The 20,956-nt window shown below is 61.7% G+C and carries 15 protein-coding genes and 1 pseudogene; 7 read left to right on the top strand and 9 right to left on the bottom strand.

What is annotated here, in order from left to right; genetic code table 11:
- Nucleotides 1–13: 13 nt before the first annotated feature.
- The 3 genes and pseudogenes from AC15MQ_RS19905 to aceB form a co-directional block, all read right to left on the bottom strand.
- The gene (locus tag AC15MQ_RS19905; protein ID WP_483081093.1) at nucleotides 14–1,237 is read right to left on the bottom strand and encodes a polysaccharide biosynthesis/export family protein; all 1,224 of its coding nucleotides are present in this window, start codon (nucleotides 1,235–1,237) and stop codon (nucleotides 14–16) included.
- A 155-nt stretch (nucleotides 1,238–1,392) separates the two neighbouring features.
- Nucleotides 1,393–2,622: pseudogene (locus tag AC15MQ_RS19900) on the bottom strand (aminotransferase class I/II-fold pyridoxal phosphate-dependent enzyme); the annotation flags it as partial.
- A 914-nt stretch (nucleotides 2,623–3,536) separates the two neighbouring features.
- Nucleotides 3,537–5,135, bottom strand: a complete 1,599-nt coding sequence (gene aceB, locus AC15MQ_RS19895) for a malate synthase A (RefSeq protein ID WP_483081092.1) — start codon at nucleotides 5,133–5,135, stop codon at nucleotides 3,537–3,539.
- Between the two features lie 116 nt (nucleotides 5,136–5,251).
- Between aceB and AC15MQ_RS19890 the strand changes: the two genes are divergently transcribed.
- Nucleotides 5,252–6,184: a LysR family transcriptional regulator gene (locus AC15MQ_RS19890; RefSeq protein ID WP_483081091.1), complete on the top strand. Its 933-nt coding sequence runs from the start codon at nucleotides 5,252–5,254 to the stop codon at nucleotides 6,182–6,184.
- A gap of 807 nt (nucleotides 6,185–6,991) precedes the next feature.
- Here AC15MQ_RS19890 and AC15MQ_RS19885 read toward each other — a convergent pair.
- On the bottom strand, nucleotides 6,992–9,922 hold the full coding sequence (locus tag AC15MQ_RS19885) for an HD domain-containing phosphohydrolase (RefSeq protein WP_483081090.1): 2,931 nt from the start codon (nucleotides 9,920–9,922) through the stop codon (nucleotides 6,992–6,994).
- A 191-nt stretch (nucleotides 9,923–10,113) separates the two neighbouring features.
- Between AC15MQ_RS19885 and AC15MQ_RS19880 the strand changes: the two genes are divergently transcribed.
- Complete coding sequence (locus AC15MQ_RS19880; protein WP_332337261.1) at nucleotides 10,114–10,611, top strand: adenylyltransferase/cytidyltransferase family protein; 498 nt, start codon at nucleotides 10,114–10,116, stop codon at nucleotides 10,609–10,611.
- Between the two features lie 48 nt (nucleotides 10,612–10,659).
- Here AC15MQ_RS19880 and AC15MQ_RS19875 read toward each other — a convergent pair whose 3' ends face one another.
- From AC15MQ_RS19875 to AC15MQ_RS19855, 5 genes are all read right to left on the bottom strand, one after another.
- Entirely contained in the window at nucleotides 10,660–11,508 is an 849-nt protein-coding gene (locus tag AC15MQ_RS19875) for an HDOD domain-containing protein (RefSeq protein ID WP_287664022.1), read from the bottom strand.
- 68 nt (nucleotides 11,509–11,576) lie between these two features.
- Nucleotides 11,577–11,960 (bottom strand): YajD family HNH nuclease, encoded by a 384-nt coding sequence (locus AC15MQ_RS19870; RefSeq protein WP_332337263.1) that lies wholly within the window; start codon nucleotides 11,958–11,960, stop codon nucleotides 11,577–11,579.
- Between the two features lie 50 nt (nucleotides 11,961–12,010).
- Nucleotides 12,011–13,180, bottom strand: coding sequence for an alkaline phosphatase family protein (locus AC15MQ_RS19865; protein WP_287654253.1), 1,170 nt, complete (start codon nucleotides 13,178–13,180; stop codon nucleotides 12,011–12,013).
- Between the two features lie 85 nt (nucleotides 13,181–13,265).
- A complete protein-coding gene (locus AC15MQ_RS19860) occupies nucleotides 13,266–14,714 on the bottom strand; it encodes a hypothetical protein (protein ID WP_483081089.1) in 1,449 nt (482 codons plus the stop codon).
- A 95-nt stretch (nucleotides 14,715–14,809) separates the two neighbouring features.
- Nucleotides 14,810–15,859 carry an MBL fold metallo-hydrolase gene (locus AC15MQ_RS19855; RefSeq protein ID WP_483081088.1) on the bottom strand — a complete coding sequence of 350 codons (1,050 nt, stop codon included), beginning with the start codon at nucleotides 15,857–15,859 and terminating at the stop codon, nucleotides 14,810–14,812.
- A gap of 144 nt (nucleotides 15,860–16,003) precedes the next feature.
- Between AC15MQ_RS19855 and AC15MQ_RS19850 the strand changes: the two genes are divergently transcribed.
- The 5 genes from AC15MQ_RS19850 to AC15MQ_RS19830 are packed head-to-tail and all read left to right on the top strand — an operon-like array spanning nucleotide 16,004 to nucleotide 20,955.
- Entirely contained in the window at nucleotides 16,004–16,486 is a 483-nt protein-coding gene (locus tag AC15MQ_RS19850; protein WP_287654250.1) for a PaaI family thioesterase, read from the top strand.
- 16 nt (nucleotides 16,487–16,502) lie between these two features.
- On the top strand, nucleotides 16,503–17,666 hold the full coding sequence (locus tag AC15MQ_RS19845; RefSeq protein ID WP_483081087.1) for an isovaleryl-CoA dehydrogenase: 1,164 nt from the start codon (nucleotides 16,503–16,505) through the stop codon (nucleotides 17,664–17,666).
- Nucleotides 17,667–17,673: 7 nt separating this feature from the next.
- Nucleotides 17,674–18,816 carry a carbonate dehydratase gene (can, locus tag AC15MQ_RS19840; RefSeq protein WP_287664029.1) on the top strand — a complete coding sequence of 381 codons (1,143 nt, stop codon included), beginning with the start codon at nucleotides 17,674–17,676 and terminating at the stop codon, nucleotides 18,814–18,816.
- A gap of 25 nt (nucleotides 18,817–18,841) precedes the next feature.
- Nucleotides 18,842–19,822, top strand: coding sequence for a DMT family transporter (locus AC15MQ_RS19835; protein ID WP_483081086.1), 981 nt, complete (start codon nucleotides 18,842–18,844; stop codon nucleotides 19,820–19,822).
- The gene (locus AC15MQ_RS19830; protein ID WP_287654246.1) at nucleotides 19,819–20,955 is read left to right on the top strand and encodes an acyl-CoA dehydrogenase; all 1,137 of its coding nucleotides are present in this window, start codon (nucleotides 19,819–19,821) and stop codon (nucleotides 20,953–20,955) included. The genes AC15MQ_RS19835 and AC15MQ_RS19830 overlap by 4 nt, the downstream gene beginning before the upstream one ends.
- Nucleotide 20,956: the final 1 nt, after the last annotated feature.

The raw sequence follows: 20,956 nt of genomic DNA, 5'->3' as shown, positions 1-20,956 counted from the left end.
TTGCTTTATCGTGTTAATGCAAAGCACTGTTGATGGTTGCGCTAGGCACGGCAACCGAGATCACGAGCCTCAAGAATTTATTGAATTCCGCTTCTGGCGAATTCGAAACATAAATCACATCACGATTCTGGACCGGGAAGTTCTGTATCACGAAGATCGACGCCGGATCGCGCAGATTGATCTGGTAAACCACCGGCACCGTGCCATTGGTCGCCGCGGCTGTCGTACCCCGGACATCGACCAACTTCGCATCCTCGAACCTGAACACGAAAACCCCCCGCGCATCGGCACGACTGTCGTTCAGGCCGCCAGAACGCGCCAAGGCCTGGGCTAACGAGATCCCCTGGGCTTCGAATGGGACCTCGTCGTTCTTGCCTGTTGCTCCCAGGACCGAGAAACTCTGAGGTTGGAAGAGGGCACTGACAACATCACCAGGCTTAAGCAGGACATTCTGCTGCGGATCACTTATGACAGAGTCGAGGGGCATTCTGGCCGTGACCTTTTCACGAGAAAGCTGAATCGCCATGCGGTTGATGGGTTGCTTCACTCCACCCCCTGCAGCAAGGGCATCGAGCAAGCGTTCGCCTTTCGCGGTCAACGGCATCAAAGTACTGGTGTTAACCTCACCCACCACCGTGACGTTCGAGGTGTTGTTCTTGATCACGCGCACGAGCACCTGCGGCTGGTTTGCCTTGCCAGTGAGGCGCTTGACGATATCTGCCTCGATTTCCTGCGTTGTTCGGCCCTTCACCGGCACTCTGCCAGCAAACGGCATGGTGATCGCACCATCCGGCGTGACCATCTGCTCGGGCAAGGTCGCGGCACGCTGTGTCGTCGGGCCGGATTTCGCGTCCAACACGAAGCCTCCGAAGAGCATGGCGGGTGGCGCTTCCCAGACCCACACCTCGATGATGTCTCCAGGTCCAATCCCGTAATTGTTGGTGCCACTATTTGGGAAAACATCGACAAACTGGCCAAGTTTCTTGCTTTCCGAAAGTCTTCTGGCGAGCGCATCGTTAACATCCACAACCTGGATGCCGTCAATACTACCGGTATCGCGTTCTGCACGTACCTGCTCTCGGCTGGGTCCGGCGGCGGAAAGCCAATCGGGGAAGCTGGCACAGCCCGCTACAGACACGACAAGTGCCAAGCCACCAAGGGCCAGACTTAGCCTCCGAAAGACTAAGAACATAATGATTTCCGATTTTCCTTGTTGCCGCAGTGACAGGTCTCGCATTGAGATGTCATGAATTATGCAATTACCCAAAATATGACTATTTCTTTTTAATGGCAGAAACCGCGTAAGCGCTCTCGCATAAGTTCTTCGATCTTCCGAAGCTACTAGCCAAGCAAATACATTCCTAGAAACACGAAAGACTTCTTACTGACCGCTTACCGTATTTCCTGCTCCGTGTGCATCACTGAAATAAAAAACCTCAAGTGCGCAGGTTTTCCTCGACGGCGGGATAAATGATCGGCTGTACATTGATGTCGGCATCGAATAGCTGATTGGACAATTTGGTTGCCTTGAGCGAACTGTCGACAAAGGCAGGGATCACGACGTGCCCGGCAGAATAACCTGTATCGATGCCTGCCGAACCGGCCAACTGAAAAAAAACTAGCTCGCTGACGAAATCTCGATACTCGTTCGGGTTCCGTCAGCAGGATGTTCAGCGCTTCGAGTGAAGCCGCAACCAGCGGTGGCGCCATGCCGACGCTGTCGACAATACCGGGGGCCGCATACCTGAGTTGCTCGACCATCGCTCTTTCACCCGCGATGTAGCCACCACACCCGGCCAGAGTCTTGCTGTGCGTGCCCATCCAGACGTCAACGTCCTTGCCGGCCATGCCGTAATGCTCACAGATGCACCGCCCGGATTCACCGATCATGCCGATGGAATGCGCCTCATTCACCATGAGGAAGTCCTTGTGGCGACGCTTGAGAGCGAAGAGCACCGGCAGGTCGGGAATGTCGCAGCCTATACTGTAGAGGCTTTCGGCGACGATGGGCACGTGCTTGAACTGGCAGCGGATCCCGGCGAAGATCTGGTAGAGAGCCGACGTGTCGTTGTGCTGGAATGAACGGCGAGCGCTACCTGAGGGCTTGATGCCTTCGAGCACGCTGTTGTGGATAACCCAGTCCTTTGGCCCGAAGAGGTCACCGCTGGTACTTACGTTGGTGGCAAGGCCGCTGACGAAGAAGATACAGTCCTCAACCTCGTAAAGGTGGGCCAAAGCTTCTTCGAGTTCGCGCTGAACTGGCCGCTCGACAGTCACCAAGCGGTTGGCCGAGACCGATGTGCCGTAGCGGTCAATAGCTTTTCTCGCGGCCTGGTTGACCGCCGGGTGGCCTGAAAGACCGAGGTCATTGTGGCTGGAGAAGTTGATGTATTCGCGGCCGTCGACACGCGAGGTGGCGCAGGCAACGCCTTCGTGCGTGCGGAAGAAAGGATTGGCGAACTTCGGGCGCTCGGCCGCCGGCTTAAGTATCAGCACTTCTTCATAGCCGGGATGGCGATTGAAGCGGGTGAACGCCTCGGGGGGATCGACGGGTGCGCCGCCATACCAGCCGTCGGCGTAACCGGCGGCTCCCCACCGGAGCCGACTTTGTTGCCGGAGATGGGGTCAATCAGTTGCGTCTTGCTTGTCCCGGTGAGGTGGATGTTGAGCATCATAACCTGCAATTGTATATCGAAGCGCTGCTTCAGGCCTAGAGTGAGCCTTGTCCAACGTGGTATGAGCCTGAACGAGGAGTGCATTTCCAGCCAGTAGAGCCAAAACGCTGACCCTCACAACAGAAGAACGCCAGCAATTGAGGCCGGTAGCGGAGCAAGGCAGTGACTGGCGCGAACGCCGGCGAGCCCGAACCGTACCTCTCCTGTCTGAAGGAGGATCCCTTGACGGAGTGGCGATACAGCAGAAGCTCCACAAGGAAACCGTAGCCAACCACAGGGATGCCTGGCTGGCCAGAGAGTTCATCGGGCTGCGCGACCTGCCGCGGAGTGGCGCCCCCCGCAAACTATCGGAAACGCATCAGCAGGTACTCTGCGCCTGGGCGACAGCTGAAGCCTGTACGGCCTCCCGGTTGAGGGACCGCCTGTCAGATCGTCGATCTGATGATCGAAATAGTATCCCACCCAGCGGATGGTGCGCGAATAAGCGCTATCGGGTAAGTTCTTCGATCTTCAGAGGCTCCAAGCCAGGCAAATACGTTCCTAGAAACACGAAAGACTTCTTACTGACCGCTTACGCGTCGATCGTCCGGCTGCAAGCCCTTGAGCTTCAGGTGCTTCTGATGCAGTTCGTAGTTCCTGTCAAAAATCGACGCTGCGACAGCGGACATGTCTTCCATCTTGCGGTAACCTCGCGTTCGTCATGAATATCCCTCGGTTGAGGAGCGAGGTCACATCTTGACTTCAGCACGACTACGGCGCCGCTGCTTCCTCCGCGCAGCGGCTTCGTCCAGCAAACGATTCAGATCGTGGGTTCGCACGATCTAGCCTTGTTCGTTATTTTACGGGTGTGGGGAAGATCCGTCAGTCCATCGCCTCGTACAACGGCAGGGTCAGGAACTCGGGGTATTCCGGGGTCAGCGACATCCTGTCGAAGATGACCGCCGCCTGATCGTAGGTCGCGGTATCTTCACCCTGGGCACTGACTGTGGCTTTCACCTTGAGCAGTTCCTCGGCGATCATGCCGCGGACCATCTCGGCGGTGACCTTGCGGCCGTCGTCGAGAACGCCTTTCGGGGACACCACCCACTGCCAGACCTGTGAGCGCGAGATCTCGGCAGTGGCGGCGTCTTCCATCAGGTTGTGGATGGGCACGCAACCGTTGCCGGCCAGCCAGCTACCCAGGTAGTGGATGCCGACGTTGATGTTGTTGCGCACGCCGGCTTCGGTGATCGGTTGCGAAGGCTGGAAGTTGAGGAAGTCGGCGGCGGTAAACGATTCGTCGCGCTGTTTCTCCCACTGGTTGGGGCGCTCGCCGAGCACTTTCTGAAACTCCTCGCCGGCAATCGAGACCAGGCCTGGGTGGGCCACCCAACCGCCGTCGAAACCGTCATTGGCATCGCGCGTCTTGTCGTGGCGGATACCGGCGAGCGCCTTTTCATTGGCTACCGGATCGTTCTTGATCGGAATCAGGGCACTCATGCCACCCATCGCCGGCGCCCCGCGCTTGTGGCAGATCTTGACCAACTGCAGGGCGTAGCTGCGCATGAAGGGGACTTCCATGGTAATTGCCCCGCGGTTGGCGAGGCAGAAATCCGCGTTCGTCTTGAACTTCTTGATGCATGAAAAGATGTAGTCCCAGCGGCCGGCGTTGAGGCCGGCAGAGTGGTCGCGCAGTTCGTAGAGAATTTCCTCCATCTCGAAGGTGGCGAGGATCGTCTCGACCAGCACCGTGGCCTTGATCGTTCCCCGCGGCAGATCGATGTGCTCCTGGGCCATGATTAAGATGTCGTTCCACAGACGCGCTTCGAGATGCGACTCCATCTTCGGCAGGTAGTAGAAGGGGCCTGCACCGCGCGCTATCTGTTCGTGGGCGTTGTGGAAGAAGACCAGCGCGAAGTCGAAGATGCCGCCGGAAACGCGTTGTCCGTCAACGGTGACGTGTTTTTCGTCCAGGTGCCAACCGCGCGGCCGTATTTGCAGTGTGGCGATCTTGTCGTTGAGGGTGTATTCCTTACCGGCCTCGTTGATGAAGGAAAGCTGGCGGCGGATCGCCTTGTAGAGGTTGATCTGGCCCTGGATCTGGTTGTCCCACTTCGGGCTGTTGGAGTCCTCGAAGTCGCTCATGTACGAATCGGCGCCCGAGTTGTAGGCGTTGATGATCATTTTCGCTTCGACCGGTCCGGTGATTTCGGTACGGCGGCGTTCAAGAGCCTTCGGCAACGGGGAAATCTTCCAGTCGCCTTCGCGGATGTGCCGCGTTTCCGGCAAGAAGTCGGGCATCTCGCCGGCGTCGATGCGCGCCTGGCGGGCGATCCGTGCTTGCAGCAATTCCTGACGGCGACCTTCGAAAGCGCGGTGCAGCTTGGCGACCAGAGCCAGCGCTGCGGGGGTGAGGATGGTTTCGTAACCGGCTTGGATCGGCGCGCTGATCTGCATTCCGGCGGGCAGCGTGAGGCTCATGTGATGGCTCCTGGCGATGGGTTATGGTGCGGTGCAAGGATCTTATTAAATGCCGTAATAGAAGATAAGATCGATTAAAATCAATTGATCTTTTACTTCAGGTATCGAATAAACCAGTGGATCACATCAAGCAATTCGAAGCGTTCGTCAACTCGGCAACACGTGGCAGTCTTTCGGCCGCGGCACAGCTTGAAGGGATTACCCCGGCGGTGATCGGGCGCCGTCTAGATGCCCTTGAGGCACGCCTGGGCGTCAAGCTGCTGCTGCGCTCGACGCGCAAACTGTCGCTGACTTTCGAAGGACAGGCATTTCTCGAGGACTGTCAACGGATTCTCAACGACCTGGCAAACGCCGAAGCGGCGGTTTCGCTCGGCGGCATTCGCGCCAGTGGTCATCTCAAGGTGTCTGCCCCCGCAGGTTTCGGGCGCCGTCATGTGGCGCCGCAAGTAGCGGCCTTCATGCTCGCCAATCCCGATATCACGGTACGGCTCGATCTGACGGATCGTCTGGTCGATCTGCTCAACGAGGGGGTGGACTGTGCCGTACGCATCGGCGAAATGGCCGATTCGAGCCTGGCGAGCAACAAGCTCGGCGAGATGCACCGGGTCGTGGTCGCCAGTCCCGCTTACCTTGCAGCGCACCACGTCCCACGTACGCCGGCCGAACTGGCGACCCACAACTGCCTGTCCCTTGGCCAGCAGCGTGGCTGGGCACTACGTCAGACGCCGGGTGGAGAAGTGGCGAATATCAAGGTTTCGGGAACTTTCGAGTGCAACGACGGCGCCGTGTTGCATGCCTGGGCACTGGCCGGCAAGGGTCTGGCCTGGCGATCGATGTGGGAAGTCGGCGACGATCTGCGCCATGGCCTGCTGGTTTCCGTGCTCGACGATTACGCCGCACCAGCCGTCGGCATCTACGCGGTTTTTCCGCAGCGACGGCACTTGCCCTTGCGGGTGCGCTTGTTCATTGACCAACTCAAGATCACTTTTGGTAACCCCCGGTACTGGTGCCTGTGCGGTGAAACGCGCGCATCGCCGGAAGCGGAGTGATCCTGTCGCGACAATGTTTCCCTTATTTCCCTGATGACTCGCCGGCGACGCATTTCCTGGCAGCTCGTAGCAGAGCCCGCCTGGCCTTTTCAGCCTTGATGTGCGCCAGGGCTTGCGCCTTGTTGCACTCCTTACCATCCGTGCTCCGTGAGTTCCTGTGAAACTCCAGTACGGGTTTTTCTTGTTTGCACTTGACGCAGATTTTCGTGTTCATGTGGGGAGAGAAGGAGAGTGAGCAATGGTGGGATCAGCGGAGGCCAGGAGGAGGTGACGAAGCGATGTCCGCTTGCGAGGGTATAAAACTGACAATATCCATTCGGTGGTAGAACAAAAAATTTGATGCAAAACTTCAGCGGTTGACCGGGGCAATGGGCCGGATTGCGGCCTTGCCGTTGTTTAGGTGCTTCGCTTCCAGGTGACCGGATGCTTCTTGACCCCATCGGATGGTCGGTACAGAAAGATTTAAAAGCAAAGGGTTGCCGTATTCCCGTGGGGGCACTGCGGGCGAGCGGAGCGCGCCGCTGCGGTCTGCGGCGGCCACCACGGCAACGACGAATGCTTGGGGGCTTGCCAGCGCGGCCAGACCAATCTAAGCAAGGACTATGCCTTGATATAAACAGTGTTTATTCATCAGCGGCTTAGCCTGGGTCTGCTGTTACAGCTTCCGAACGCGCGGCTGCGGTTGTAAAGTATCCTGACAGTGGCGCGCCGTCGGGGCTCCTGCGGACGCGCCGCTGCATCGACCAGCTTGCCTACGTAACGAGAAGCCGCTGCGCCCCAGGGGGTGCAGGACGCAAAGGTATCGCTTCAGACAGTCGGGTGCGGACGCTGCTTGCCGATGATCAGGTTTTCGTGGTCCACATCCCTTTGCTCGGGGCGCATGCGTTTCCTGGCGTACTTGTCGTATACGCCTGAACTCAGAAAGAGGTCGAAGAGTTCTGGATCGATATGCTGCTCCTGCTGCATCCTGCTCATGATGGCGAGCGCTTCGGACAGGGTCTTGCCTTTCTTGTAGGGGCGATCGATGGCCGTCAGCGCTTCGAAAATGTCGGCGATGGCCATCATCCGCGCCACCGGGGGCATTTCCTCTCGCCGGAGTTTACAGGGATAGCCACTGCCATCCATCTTCTCATGGTGAGCACCAGCGATTTCAGGGACTTTTCGAAGGTGTTTGGGGAAAGGCAATTGCGAGAGCATGACCAGCGTCTGCACGATGTGCTCGTTGATTTTGTAGCGCTCTTCTTCCGACAATGTGCCGCGCTCGACCGCGAGATTGTAAAGTTCGCCGCGGTTGTAGAGCAGCGTCGGAACGGCCATGCGAACCCCCCAGCGGTTGTCTGCCGGCATTTGATCCTGTGGGCGTCTCGGGAAGAGGTGCTCGGGCTTGTCGGCCAGCAGCGGTTCGGCGACCGGCAGCAAGGCAGGTGGTGTGCGCGCCTTGCGCAGCTTCTCCTCCTCGGAAATACCGATACGGTCATCGAGTGTGCGCCACCAGGTGCGCCTGGCGATCACCTGCAGGCGCTCGATTTTCTGCGGCGCCATGAATTCGCCGCCTTCGTTGCAGTTGGCAATGAAGGCAAAGTCGTCGTCGATGCGCAGCAATTCGGCAGCGAGCCCGGCGCGCAGCGAGGGTTCATCGCCGCCGTCGGCAATCGCTTGCAGGCAACGTATTTCCTCTTCACGCTTGAGCACTTCGAAGCGCATCCGTACCTCGTGGAGACGGTCATGGATCGTTTCCAGCTTGGTGGCCTTGTCCACCACGTATTCGGGGGTAGTCACCTTGCCGCAGTCATGCAGCCAGGCGGCGACGTGTAGCGCCTCCCTTTCGTCTTCGCTCAACTGAAAGCCCTGGAAGGGTCCGCTGCTCGCCTCGCAGGCGGCGTCGGCCAGCATCTCGGTGAGTTCAGGGACGCGTTTGCAATGGCCGCCGGTGTACGGGCTCTTGGCGTCGATTGCTGCGGCGATCAACTTGATGAAGGCTTCGAAGAGGTCCTTCTGGGCCTTGATCAGCGCCTTGCTTTCGAGTGATACCGCCGCCGACCCGGACAGCGCCTTGACGAAGCTCAGACGGCTGCTGTCGGTTGCGCTGTCGCAGAGCAGGACCATCGCCCCGACCAGTTCGGTCTGCCGATTGAGCAGCGGCAGGGCAATCGCGTGCGTTGCCCCGGACAGATCAGCGGTCGCGAGTCCCAGGCATCTGATGTCATCGGGCCGGAGCCGTTCGGCGCGTGCGCTGCCATCGCTGAGGGCGGCACCGAGCAATGGCCCGCTGTTCGAGATTTCAAGCGCGGGCAATTCGCCAGCCCATGCCGACCCGGTCTCATCGAGCGCCGCTGCCGGCTTCAGTTGCGTTTCTTCGGCGAGGTAAAGGATGCCGGCGCGCGCTCCGGATGCCGAGAGCGTGTCCACGAGCAGTCGCGGCAACAGGCGGTCGAAGTTTTGTTCCGCGGCGACGGCGTGGCTGATGTCGAGAAAGCGATGAATCGTTCGTTTCATGCTGTCCATGGTCTGCGCGAGTTCGCTGACTTCCTTGATCGAAGACTCAAGCTTGATCGGCTGTGTGAACTCGAAGTGACGGATCGCCTCGGCTTCGTCGGCCAGGCTGCCCAACGAACGCGCGATGCTGCGCGCCAGCAGCCAGGTCAACGGGATCGTGATCAGCAGGACGACCAGCGTGGCGACCGCCGAGTGCTGTCTCAGTTGCAGTGCTCCGGCCATCAACTCGCTCTCGGGAATCGCGGTGACCAGATACAACGGCGGCACGCCTTCGAGCAACAGCGGGTTGACCGAGACCCGCCAACCGTCGTCCCGAACTTTGACGCGCAGGCTCTGGGCAGCCTGGCCAGGCATGTTTCTCACCGTTTCCATGAGCGACACCAGCGCCGGCACGCCGAGTTCGTCAAGCCGCGCCAGTTTGGGAGCGGCATCGCTCTCGGGAGACGCCATCACCATCCGGTCGAGGTCTTCGAAGGCCAGAACGTAACCTTGTGAATTGACCAGCACCATCTCGCTGCCCGGGGTCACCTTCCGGGTAGCCAGTATCATACCCAGGGTATGCAGCAGGATGTCCGCGCCCACCACCGCGTGTCCACCACCAGCACGGTTGGCCAGGGTGGTGCCGACCTTGCGGCTGGAGTAGAACAGATAAGGCGGTGTCTTGACCTGTGTCGACGCTGTCAGCGCCTGCTGAAACCAGGGCCGCTGCCGGGGATCGTAGGCGGCAGCGTAGTCCGGGCGGTCGTCGGCGCGCAGGATCTTCAGCCTGGCGTCGAGATAGATGAAGCGGCCACGCGCCGCGGCGCCCGCCCGCTCGATGCTCTGAACGACGTAGCTGGCGCCGACCGGTACTCGCGAGGCCTCGGCTTCACTGCCCTGCCCGACACGGCCGACGAGGAAGAAGTCGCCATTGTCGTAGCCGACATAGAGCGACGACAGCGCCGCAGAGCTGTCTAGCGCCTCGCGCAGAAATTCGACGCTGTCGAGACGTTCCTTGAGGGAAGTGGCAGTGGTCACCCGTTGCAGGCTCAGCAGGCGGGTGGCCACCTCCGCCGGTTCGATGATGTGTTCCATTTCGAGCAGCGCTTCACGGCTGATGCGGGTGGTCAGGTCGGCGGCGGACGCGGCCAGCAGGTCCGAGCTGAGCTGGTAGCCTATGCCTCCGAGGACGCCGCAGACGAGCAGGATCAGCGCCAGAAACAGCGTCGAGATATGGACGTGCAACGGGTAATGACGACGCATCGGTCGGTCCTCGGAGTACGATTGACGGATCTAACGATACCGAAAAATGAACTGCGCGTGCGTGCTCGCAATTTTCGCCACCCCGGGGGGCCGCCTGGCAATGACCGATCGGATGCGCAAACAGCGCTTGGCCCGCGTTTCGGGAACCGGTACGATGAGCGTTCTTCGCCGAATGAGGCATGCCCCATACCATGTCCCGATCATCGACCGGCCTGCCGGCCTTCGAAAGCAAGATCATTGCCCCCGGCGAGATCGCACCGCGCCTGCTCGTCCTGCCACGCCCACTGGTGTTTACCAACGGCTGCTTCGACCTTCTGCACCGCGGTCATGTCACCCTTCTCGCCGAGGCGCGTGCGCTTGGTGCGTCGCTGGTCGTGGCGCTAAACGCCGATGCCTCGGTCAGGCGCCTTGGCAAGGGCGACGACCGTCCGGTAAACACCCTGTCTGATCGACTGGCGGTGATCGCCGCTCTCGAATCGGTGTCGCTGGTCACCTGGTTCGACGAGGATACACCGCTGCAACGGATCCTCGATTGCCGGCCGGAGATTCTGGTCAAGGGTGGCGACTGGCCAATCGAGCGAATCGTCGGCAACCGTGAAGTCACCAACTGGGGGGGACGGGTACTGTCCTTGCCGTTCATTCACCAGACCTCGACCAGTGCGCTGCTCGACAAGATCCGGCGCCTGTAGTCGGCATGGTTCGGACGCGGCCAGGATCAGGCCTGCCGCGCCACGGCTTCAAGTACCCAGAGCGCTTTTCAGAGAGGCAACGTCTTCGGCCGACTCGACAAGCAGCGTGCTCAGCCCTTCGGCGTCAAACAACTCAAACAGAATGCTGGCGTCGACCGGCTCGCAGAGCGTGGGATCCCGCCACGCGTGCTGTACATTGGCCAGCTTGTCGGCGACGAAGAGCACCTCGGCGAGCGTCGTCGGGCTAGCTACGCTACGCTCCATCTCATGCTCCTGCACCACCACCAGGATCTCTTCCGGCAACCCCATGGCCGCCAGCAGTGCGTGCCCGATACTGTCGTGCCACTGGACCAGCAACTGATGCAACTCGGCCGGGTCGTCGACCAGTTCAGGGAAGTTCGCTGCCCGTGAGAGCAGGTAAAAGACACCGATATCGTGGACCAGTCCGACAAACATCGCTTCGTCAGGATGTACCCGGGTCAGTCGGCGAGCCAATACGCGCGACAGGGCGGCCACGTGCATGGTGTGCTCCCACAGCCGACGCGACAGCGCTTCAAACGGCGCCATCTTCTTCGAACTGAGCAGTTGCTCCATGGCGACGGCGAAGGAGACGGTGCGTACGGCCTCCATGCCGATACGTGCAATCGCACTGTTGATGTCGACGATGGGCCGCCCGGAGCGGTTGATCGCCGCCGAGTTTGCCAGGCGGATGATCTTGGTGCTCATCAAGGGTTCGGCGCTGACTACCGTACCCAGTTGTTCGATGGTCAGGTCGGGTTTCCGCAGTGCGTTACGCACCTGGAAGGTGATGTCGAGGAAGATCGGAAAGGAAATCACCTCGCCGGAAAGATCGCTGGCGATGTCTTCGAGGATGCTGAAGTTGTATTGACTGTTCATTCTGTGCTTTTGAGTCCACACGCTGTGCGCCGCAAGGCGGCAGCGCAGCCTGGAAACGGCCATGACCGTTAACGGCGTTTCAGGAGGTCTTTCAGGTTGGCAAATGGCTGTGCCGTCGCCGCAGCCCTGGTCGACGCGCCAAGCGAGTGGATGCCGCTCCGGCGCGCGGCTTCGGCGTCGAGTTGTCGCGAGTGTTCGTTATCGTGGCAGTAGAGGCACAACAGTTCCCAGTTGCTGCCGTCACTGGGATTGTCGTCGTGATTGTGGTTGCGGTGATGCACGGTCAGTTCGCGCAGGTTCTGGTGCGTGAATTCGCGGGCGCAGCGTCCACAGATCCACGGGTAGATCTTGAGTGCCTGTTCACGGTAACCCGCCTCGCGGCCAAGGCGATTGCGCACGGCGTCGGCAATCAGACGATCGGTTTGTGCGCTCTTGGTGTTGTCGTTGGCCATTGGTGTACTCTCATTGGAATGAAGCGCGTGCGCGATGCCGGCAGCCGCTGCTAGGCCAGAAGGCCTACCAGCGGGACGCGCATTTCGCTGGCGCTGATGCCGCCATGGACGCCGAGCATGGCAAAGTGCTTCTCGCCTGGCAACCAGTCCTTGATCGTCCAGTTGTCCTTCATCACCAGCGTGTAGTCGCCGACTCGGGACGACAGGCGCGGATGATACGGCGGGGGACCGAACCAGCCGGCAGCGATCAACCGGTCGCTGGCATAGAGGTGCGCCGCGCGTGCGAGATGCCGGCGGACATAAGCTTCGAAAGCCGGTCGCTTGTCCGGCGCAACGTAACAATAGGCGACCCGGCGCTCTCCGCAAAGGGGACGCAGCAGCAGATCGCCGAGCTGCGGATGGTCGTCGAGACTGATCACCCGTCGCGGCGGCGAATCGATGAAACCATGGTCAGCGGTAACCAGTACCCAGCTGCGACTACCGCGCACCCGCCGCAGGAAGTCGCCGAAGAGGTCATCGAAAGCGGCCAGCGTGTGCACCGCCTGTCGGCTGTCGGTTCCGTAATGATGCGAATAACTGTCGAGGTCCGGATAGTAGGCGTAGATATAACGTGGTATTGCGGTTTCCTGCAACAGCTCGCCCAGACAGGCAAACATCTCGTCGAGCGAACCGTAGGCCCTGGTCTGGGCCGCACGCGAGTGCCAGGCGTTGAAGGCGCTGCCGACGATATTCTGTGGTGCCACCACCCAGGACTCGCGGTCGAGCCCCTGAAACAGGGACGCATGTTCGAAAAGTCTCGGCGGCAACTCGTTGGCGGGCAGGCGGACAGGCCCCATGCGGGGCAGCAGCGGCAGGATGGCCAGAGTCTGGTCGATTTCGTCGAGGTGCATGTGCCAGCCGGTGAGAGCGTGCTGCGCCGGAGCCAGGCCGGTCATCATTGCCGTGATGGCGCTGGCGGTGGTCGATGGAAACACCGAAGTCATGCTGCCGAGCAGGTGCTGATGCAGATGCGGGCTGGCGGCCATGTGTCGGGCCAGGGTACGCTGGCCCAGCCCGTCGATGACCAGCAGGACCACATGGCGTGCCCTGCTCAGCGTGGCTGCCGGCAAGGTCGCTAATTGCGGATAACGAGCAAGCGTGCTGCCGCAGGCGGTGGCGATGCTCTGCATCAGATTCACGATGCTGCCGCCGCAATAGTCAGGAAGGAGGGTGGTGCTCATGGTCCAGCCATTCTACGCCAAGCGACAGCGCTGGGTGCCACCGTGCCGCAGCGCACGACATGACCGTGCGTGCCCGGCAAGCGGTTCATTGCTGCGGATCGGGATGGCAACGGAGCTTGTCCTGGAGCATCCCGGGTGCAGCGTCGCCGGGCATGTCTGTCGGCACCAGCACATGGCCCTCCGGCTGCGCGAGCAGCCATTGCCGCCAGTCGTCCCACCACGAACCCAGGTGCTTGGCCGCGCCGGCGAGAAAATCGTCCGGCGTCTCCGGCAGGACTTCATTGGTCCAGTAGCCATACCGCCTGGCCGAAGGTGGAAGGACGACGCCGGCAAACATGCCCGAGCCCCCGAGAACGAACCTGATCGGCCCGCTCGGCAGGCGCGCAGCACGGTAACTGCGCTGCCATGGCGAAACGTGGTCGTCGATGCTCGAAAAGAAATAGCACGGCACCGTGACTTGAGCGACATCCGGTCCACCCGCGCCACGGCACTCGCCCAAATCCGGAAACTCGATCATCGCCCCCAGAAAACTTCCCGAAGCGGCACGCTGGTCGTCGATTGCCGCCATACTGGCGAGCGTGCTCATCACCAGGTTGCCGCCGATGGAGTAGCCTGCAAGATGGACACGCGTCGCGCCCGTGGCTTGTTCGACCGCCGTGATCGCGGCCATCACGCCTTCGGTACAGAAGTCTTCGAAAGTCGTGCGTGCGACGGACTCGTCGGGATCCAGCCAACTGACCATGAAGGTAGCGAAGCCCTGCTCGCTCGTCCATCGAGCGAAGGAGTCATCCTGCCGCAGGTCCAGAAGGTAATACCGGTTGCTGCTTGGCGGCACCAGCAGCAGGGGTATCTTGTAATGTCGGGGGGTCGTCGGCTCGAATTGGAGCAACTGCATCAGCCGGTTCCGGAAGATCACTGTTCCGCGGGGATTGGCGGAGTATTCAACGAGGCGTCGCTCGTCGGGCCCGGCACCTGGACCGCCCGACGCGACACCGGTTTCCCGTTCTCCGAGCAGGATCTTCAAGCCATCGACCAGGTTGCGGCCCTTGCTGTGCAGCGTTTCGTGCAGCACTTCCGGGTTGGTCAGAATGAAATGGGTTGGCGACAGCGAGTCAAGGTATTGCTGCGTGAGCAATCTCACCTGGCGTTGACTGGCCTCATCCAGGCCCTCGACCTGTTCGATCGTCTGCTGCAGGTGACGGGCCGTGATCAGGTACGATTGCTTGATGAAGTCCAGGAGGTAGTTCTCTTCCCATGCCGGATCGCTGAAGCGCGGGTCTTCGCCATCGGGTTCGGCGAGTGTCTGCGACGGCATGCCCATGGCTTTCAGCATCGCCTGTCGCCACAACAGCAGATGGTCGTGCACGACTTCCATTTGCGCCTGTGCCAAACGGTAGGGATTGACCAGCAAGCGCACCGAGAGATCCATGCAGGCCTTGGCAACCGCAAGTCCCTCGGGCGAAAAGGCCACACGGCTATTCCGGGTCAGGCGCTGCAGGTAGCCGGCCAGCAGCCGCGAGGCGTGTTGCGCCATGGACGCATAGTTCCTTGCGGACTCCAGCGGAGCCGGCAAGGGGCCTGCCTCTCCTTCGCTTGCGGGCGCCGGCATGCCGATCGAAGGCTGCCGCGTCAGGTGGCCGCCGCCGCGGCCGCTTTCCTGACAAAACGCACCCGCCCCTGATCGTCCTGCAGGCGCAGCAGCCGTCCGGCGTGTTCAAGCCGGTTCAGGTGGGCAATCGCTTCGCCCATGGCGAACATCGTCTGATGCGTGTCGAGGTCCCTGGGGAACAGGGTGATCAGCAACTCGGCCGCGCTGCGCGGCGTGTTGCAGTGCTCTTCGAGGACCTGCAGGCGCTCCTGATGGTGGGCATGCAGGGCATCGACCCGATTCTCTATGCCGTGGAATGGCAGGCCGTGCGAGGGCAGGACCAGGGTTTCAGTGGGCAGTTCGCGATAACGGTCGATCGACTGCAGATAGTCGCCGAGCGAGTCGGCCAGCGGCGTAACGGCAAAGACACTGACATTGGTCGAGATCTTCGGCAGCAACATGTCGCCGGAAATCAGCACCCCGAGCTCGGCGCAGTACAGCGCGGCGTGTTCCGGCGAGTGGCCGAAGCCGATGCGCACTTGCCAGCGATGTCCGCCGATGGCTATCCGGTCACCGCCAAACAGGCGCTGGTAGTGCGTCGGCAAACTCGGTACGCCACGGTTGTAGGCGCCGCTACGCCGCTCCAGCGCGGCGCAGCGATCGGCATCGAGCCCGTGTGCGCGAAACTGCTGCAGCATCGGCTGATTGCCGTGCCCTCCGACTTCGTGCCAGACCGCATGCGCAGTCAGATATTCGCCGAGCGTCATGCACACCGGTGCCCCCGTCTGCTCCTGCAACCAGGCGGCAAGGCCGAGATGATCGGGGTGGAAATGCGTCACGATGATGCGCGCGATCTTTCCGCCAAGCGGGGTCGAAGGTAGTCGGGCGAGGATTTGCTGCCAGCACGCCTTGACCGTATCGAGGGCGAAGCCGGTGTCAACGATGCTCCAGCCGGCATCATCCTCGAGCAACCAGAGATTGATGTGGTTCAACGCGAAGGGCAACGGCATCCGCAACCAGTGGATGCCCGGGGAAACCTCAAAGGTTTCCCCGGCAGCGGGCGGCGTGGCGAAAGGGTAATCTGGCAGCATCTGGGGGCGGATTGTAAAAAGCTCTGAAGGGTATAAACTGCGCGCCTCAGGGGCCAGCTTGCGGAGGCTCCGAGTGCGCACCATTCTACACGCGATCCGGCTGCGAGCAGCCCTGCGTTGGAACGGTCAGGCAGCAACGTCCAGATGCCCTTCAAACTCCACACGGCGGCCATGCACAAAGCCCAGGACCCACATTTTTCCGAACGCGTCCGCGCCAGTTTTGCGCGCCAGGAGGCGATGACGCTGATCGGCGCGGTAATGTCGGTGGTCGAGCCCGGCTACACCGAGATCCACCTGCCGTTCAAGCCCGAGATCACGCAGCAACACGGCTACGTCCATGGCGGTGTGGTCGGCATGATTGCCGATTCGGCAGCCGGCTACGCCGCGAGTACGCTGACCACCGCCGAAACCGAGGTGTTGACCGTCGAGTACAAGCTCAACCTGCTGGCTCCTGCCGACGGACAGTTGCTGATTGCCGAGGGATCGGTAGTTCGCTACGGGCGCACGCTGATCGTCACCCGTGCCGAGGTATTTGCCATCAAGAACGGCAAGAAGACCCCTTGCGCGCTGCTGCAGCAGACGATCATGTCGATACACGGCAAAAAGGAGCAAGCCGTCAAACCCTGATCAAGGAGCGAGAGAAATGGAATACCCGAGCCTCGGTTTTGCCCATGGCGAAACCATCGACATGCTGCGCGCCAGCGTGCGTGCCTTTGCCGCCGACGAAATTGCGCCGCGTGCCGAAGCCATCGATCGTGACAACCTGTTTCCCGCCGACCTGTGGCGCAAGCTGGGTGGTATGGGCCTGCTCGGTCTTACCGCCGAGGAAGAGTACGGCGGCATCGGGCTGGGCTATCTCGCGCACATCGTAGCCATGGAGGAGATTTCCCGTGCCTCGGCGAGTGTCGCACTATCCTACGGCGCGCACTCCAACCTCTGCGTCAATCAGATTCGTCGCAACGGCACGGCGGCGCAGAAGGATCGCTACCTGCCGAAGCTGATTTCCGGCGAACACGTCGGCGCCCTGGCCATGTCGGAAGCCAACGCCGGCTCGGACGTGGTGAGCATGAAACTGCGCGCCGAGCGCCGGGGCGAGCGTTTCGTTCTCAACGGCGGCAAGATGTGGATCACCAACGGGGGTGACGCCGACACCCTGGTGGTCTATGCCAAGACCGACACCGAAGCCGGGCCGCGCGGCATCACCGCCTTCATCGTCGAAAAGGGCATGCCCGGCTTCTCCTGCGGATCCAAACTCGACAAGCTCGGGATGCGCGGCTCGAACACCTACCCGCTGTTCTTCGATGACTGCGAGGTCCCCGCGGAAAACGTGCTCGGCCAGGTCGATGGCGGAGTGCGGGTGCTGATGAGCGGCCTCGACTACGAACGCGCCGTGCTCGCTGGCGGCCCGTTGGGAATCATGGCGGCGGCCATGGATCTGGTGCTCCCCTACGTGCATGACCGCCAGCAGTTCGGCCAGTCGATCGGCGAATTTCAATTGATGCAGGGCAAGCTCGCCGACATGTATACCACCTTCAACGTCTGCCGGGCCTACGTCTATGCCGTCGGCCAGGCCTGCGATCGCGGAGAAACGACGCGCAAGGACGCCGCCGGAGCGATCCTCTATGCCGCCGAAAAGGCGACCTGGATGGCCGGCGAGGCGATCCAGACCCTCGGCGGCAACGGTTACATCAACGAATATCCGGCTGGGCGGTTGTGGCGCGACGCCAAGCTCTACGAGATCGGCGCCGGCACTTCCGAAATCCGACGCATGCTGATTGGTCGCGAACTCTTCGCCGAGACGCTGTGAGCCGGCCATGACCAACACGCTGCGCGCGCTCACCGCCGAAGATACGACCGCCCTCGAACACGTTCGCCAGTTCTTTCGCAATTACGCAGCCTGGCTCGGCGTCGACCTGTCGTTCCAGAATTTCGAAGAGGAGATGGCCTCGCTGCCGGGCGCCTATGCACTGCCGTCCGGCCGCCTGTTCTATGCCGAGCGCAACGGTCAGCCGGCAGGCTGCGTCGGCATTCGACCGTTTTCGGCCGGACTCTGCGAAATGAAGCGGCTGTATGTGGAACCTGGCCAGCGCGGTTTCGAAGTGGGCCGCGATCTGGCGCTGGCTGCGATCAAGGCGGCCAAGGCCATCGGCTACCGCAAGCTGCTGCTCGACACACTGCCGGCCATGCGCGTCGCCGTCAAACTCTATCGCGAACTGGGTTTCAAGGAGACACCGGCGTACTACCAGACGCCGGTCGAGGGCACGATGTTCCTGGCGCTCGATCTGGAGAACTGGTCCGAGGAAGAAGTCGCCAACGAAAACCTGTTCCACCTCTTCGACTTCAACCGCGCCTGGTCGAGCCGCATGCAGCAGGTCGATCCCGAATACTTCGTCAAACTGTCGCGACTGCAGACGCCGGCCTACCTGTGGATCGGCTGCTCGGATTCGCGGGTGCCGGCGAACGAGATTGTGGGCTTGCTGCCGGGTGAGGTCTTCGTCCATCGCAACGTCGCCAATGTCGTCGTGCATACCGACCTCAACTGCCTGTCGGTGATTCAGTTCGCCATCGACGTGCTCAAGGTCAGGCACATCATGGTCGTCGGCCACTACGGTTGCGGCGGTGTACGAGCAGCCCTCAATCGTGACCGCGCCGGACTGGTCGACATCTGGCTGCGACATGTGCGCGACGTGCACGACAAGCATCTGGCGCTGGTCGATGCCCTGCCGCCTGAGCGGCAGCATGATCGGCTCTGCGAACTCAACGTGCTCGAACAGGTGGCCAACGTGTGCCAGACCTTCGTCGTCCAGGACGCCTGGCAACGCGGTCAGCCGGTTACCGTGCATGGCTGGATCTATGGACTGAAGGACGGGCTGATGCGCGACCTCGGGTTCACCGTACACCACCGCGATGACCTGCTGCCCGGCTACCGCATGGCGCTAGAGGCGCTGCCGACTTGAGCGCCGCTGTCCTTGCGCGACGCCGATGGACATCCACCACCGCGGTGGTGCGACCATTGCCCTGCCACCGGGGGTCCGAAGCGTGCCCGCATCACCACTGACCTATCTGAAGCTGGTTGCCACCGCCCTGATCTGGGGGGCGACGTGGATCGCCGCCCGCGTGGCGGTCAGCGAGGCATCGCCGCTGGCGGTCGCGAGTTGGCGTTTCCTGCTCGCGGCATTGGTCCTGGGGACGCTGGTGGTGGTCCACGAGGGGCGCCCGCGCTGGTCACTCAAGGAATGGGTCACCCTCGCCGCACTCGGTGCCAGCGGCATCTTTCTCTACAACCTGTGTTTCCTTTACGGGATGAGGATGATCGAAGCCGGCCGCGGCGCTCTGGTGGTCGCCCTGACGCCGGCGTTGGTCGCCGCCAGTGACTGGCTGTTGTTCGGCGCGCCGATGTCACCGACCAAGGCGGCGGGAATCGGACTGGCGATGTTCGGCTGCCTTCTGGTGGTCACCAACGGCGACCCGCGACTGCTGTTCACCGGTCAGGTGGGCCTCGGCGAGTGGTTGATCATCGGCTGCAGTGCGCTGTGGGCGGTTTATACCTTCGTCGGTCGGCGCGGCACGCGCACGCTGTCGCCGCTGGCGATGACCTTCGGCGCCAGCCTCACCGGCTGGATCATGCTCACCGTCGCGGCGCTGCTGCAGGGTTCGCTGTTTCTGCTGGCGGAGACGACCTGGCGCGGCTGGAGCGCCATCGTTTTCCTCGGGCTGTTCGGCACGGCACTGGCCTTCACCTGGTACGCCGAGGCCGTGCAGCGCATCGGCGCCACGCGCTCGGCGGCATTCATCAACCTGGTCCCGGTCAGCGCCGTCATCCTCGGTGCCGTGCTGCTCGACGAACGTCTCGGGGTCGCCGTTCTGTCCGGTGGGGCGCTGGTCATCGCCGGCGTCGTCATCACCAATCATGCCGGCGCGCGCCTTGCGGCCGGCGTCATCAGCAAGGAGAAAGTGGCATGATCTTGACACAGGAACAGGAAATGATCCGTGACTCGCTGCGCGATTTCGCACAGGAGCGCCTGGCCCCCTTTGCCGCCGAATGGGACCGCCAGCACACCTTTCCCGCCGAGGCGCTGCGCGAACTCGGCGAGCTCGGCGCACTCGGCATGGTCGTACCCGAAGAGTGGGGCGGTGCCGGCATGGATTACATGTCGCTGGTGCTGGTCATCGAGGAAATCGCGGCCGGTGACGGGGCGACCTCGACCATCGTCAGCGTGCAGAACTCCCTGGCCTGCGGCATTACCATGAAATATGGCAGCGACGAACAGAAGGAAACCTGGCTCAAACCACTGGCGCGCGGCGAGATGCTCGGTTGTTTCTGCCTCACCGAGCCGCATACCGGTTCCGATGCGGCGGCGATCAGCACCCGCGCCGACCGCGATGGCGATCACTTCGTGCTCAACGGCGTCAAGCAGTTCATTACCACCGGCAAGTACGCACAGGTGGCGATCGTCTTCGCCGTCACCGACAAGGCTGCCGGCAAAAAGGGCATTTCCTGCTTCCTGGTCCCGACCGAGACGCCGGGCTACGTCGTCGCCCGCATCGAGGAAAAAATGGGCCAGCGCGCTTCCGACACCGCGCAGATCCTTTTCGAGAACTGCCGGGTGCCGGCGTCGTGTCTGCTCGGCAAGGAAGGTGACGGTTACCGCATCGCGCTGTCGAACCTCGAAGCCGGCCGCATCGGCATCGCCGCCCAGTCGGTCGGCATGGCGCGTGCCGCCTTCGAAGCCGCGGTGCAATACGCCAAGGAACGCGAAACCTTCGGCAAACCGATCATCGAGCATCAGGCGGTCAGCTTCCGCCTCGCCGACATGGCCACCCAGATCGATGCCGCCCGCCTGCTGGTGTGGCGTGCGGCCACGTTCAAGGACGCCGGCAAGCCCTGCCTCAAGGAAGCGTCGATGGCCAAGATGTTCGCTTCCGAAATGGCCGAGCGAGTCTGCTCCGACGCCATCCAGATTCTCGGCGGCTACGGCTACGTCAGCGACTTCCCGGTCGAGCGCATCTATCGCGATGTGCGCGTCTGCCAGATCTACGAGGGCGCGAACGACATCCAACGGCTGGTGATCGGCCGCGCCGTGGCAAGCGAATAGC

This window comes from Candidatus Accumulibacter propinquus (genome assembly GCF_056856495.1).
Note: the sequence above shows the minus strand (reverse complement) of the source record. Positions and strands in the feature narration are given on the sequence as shown.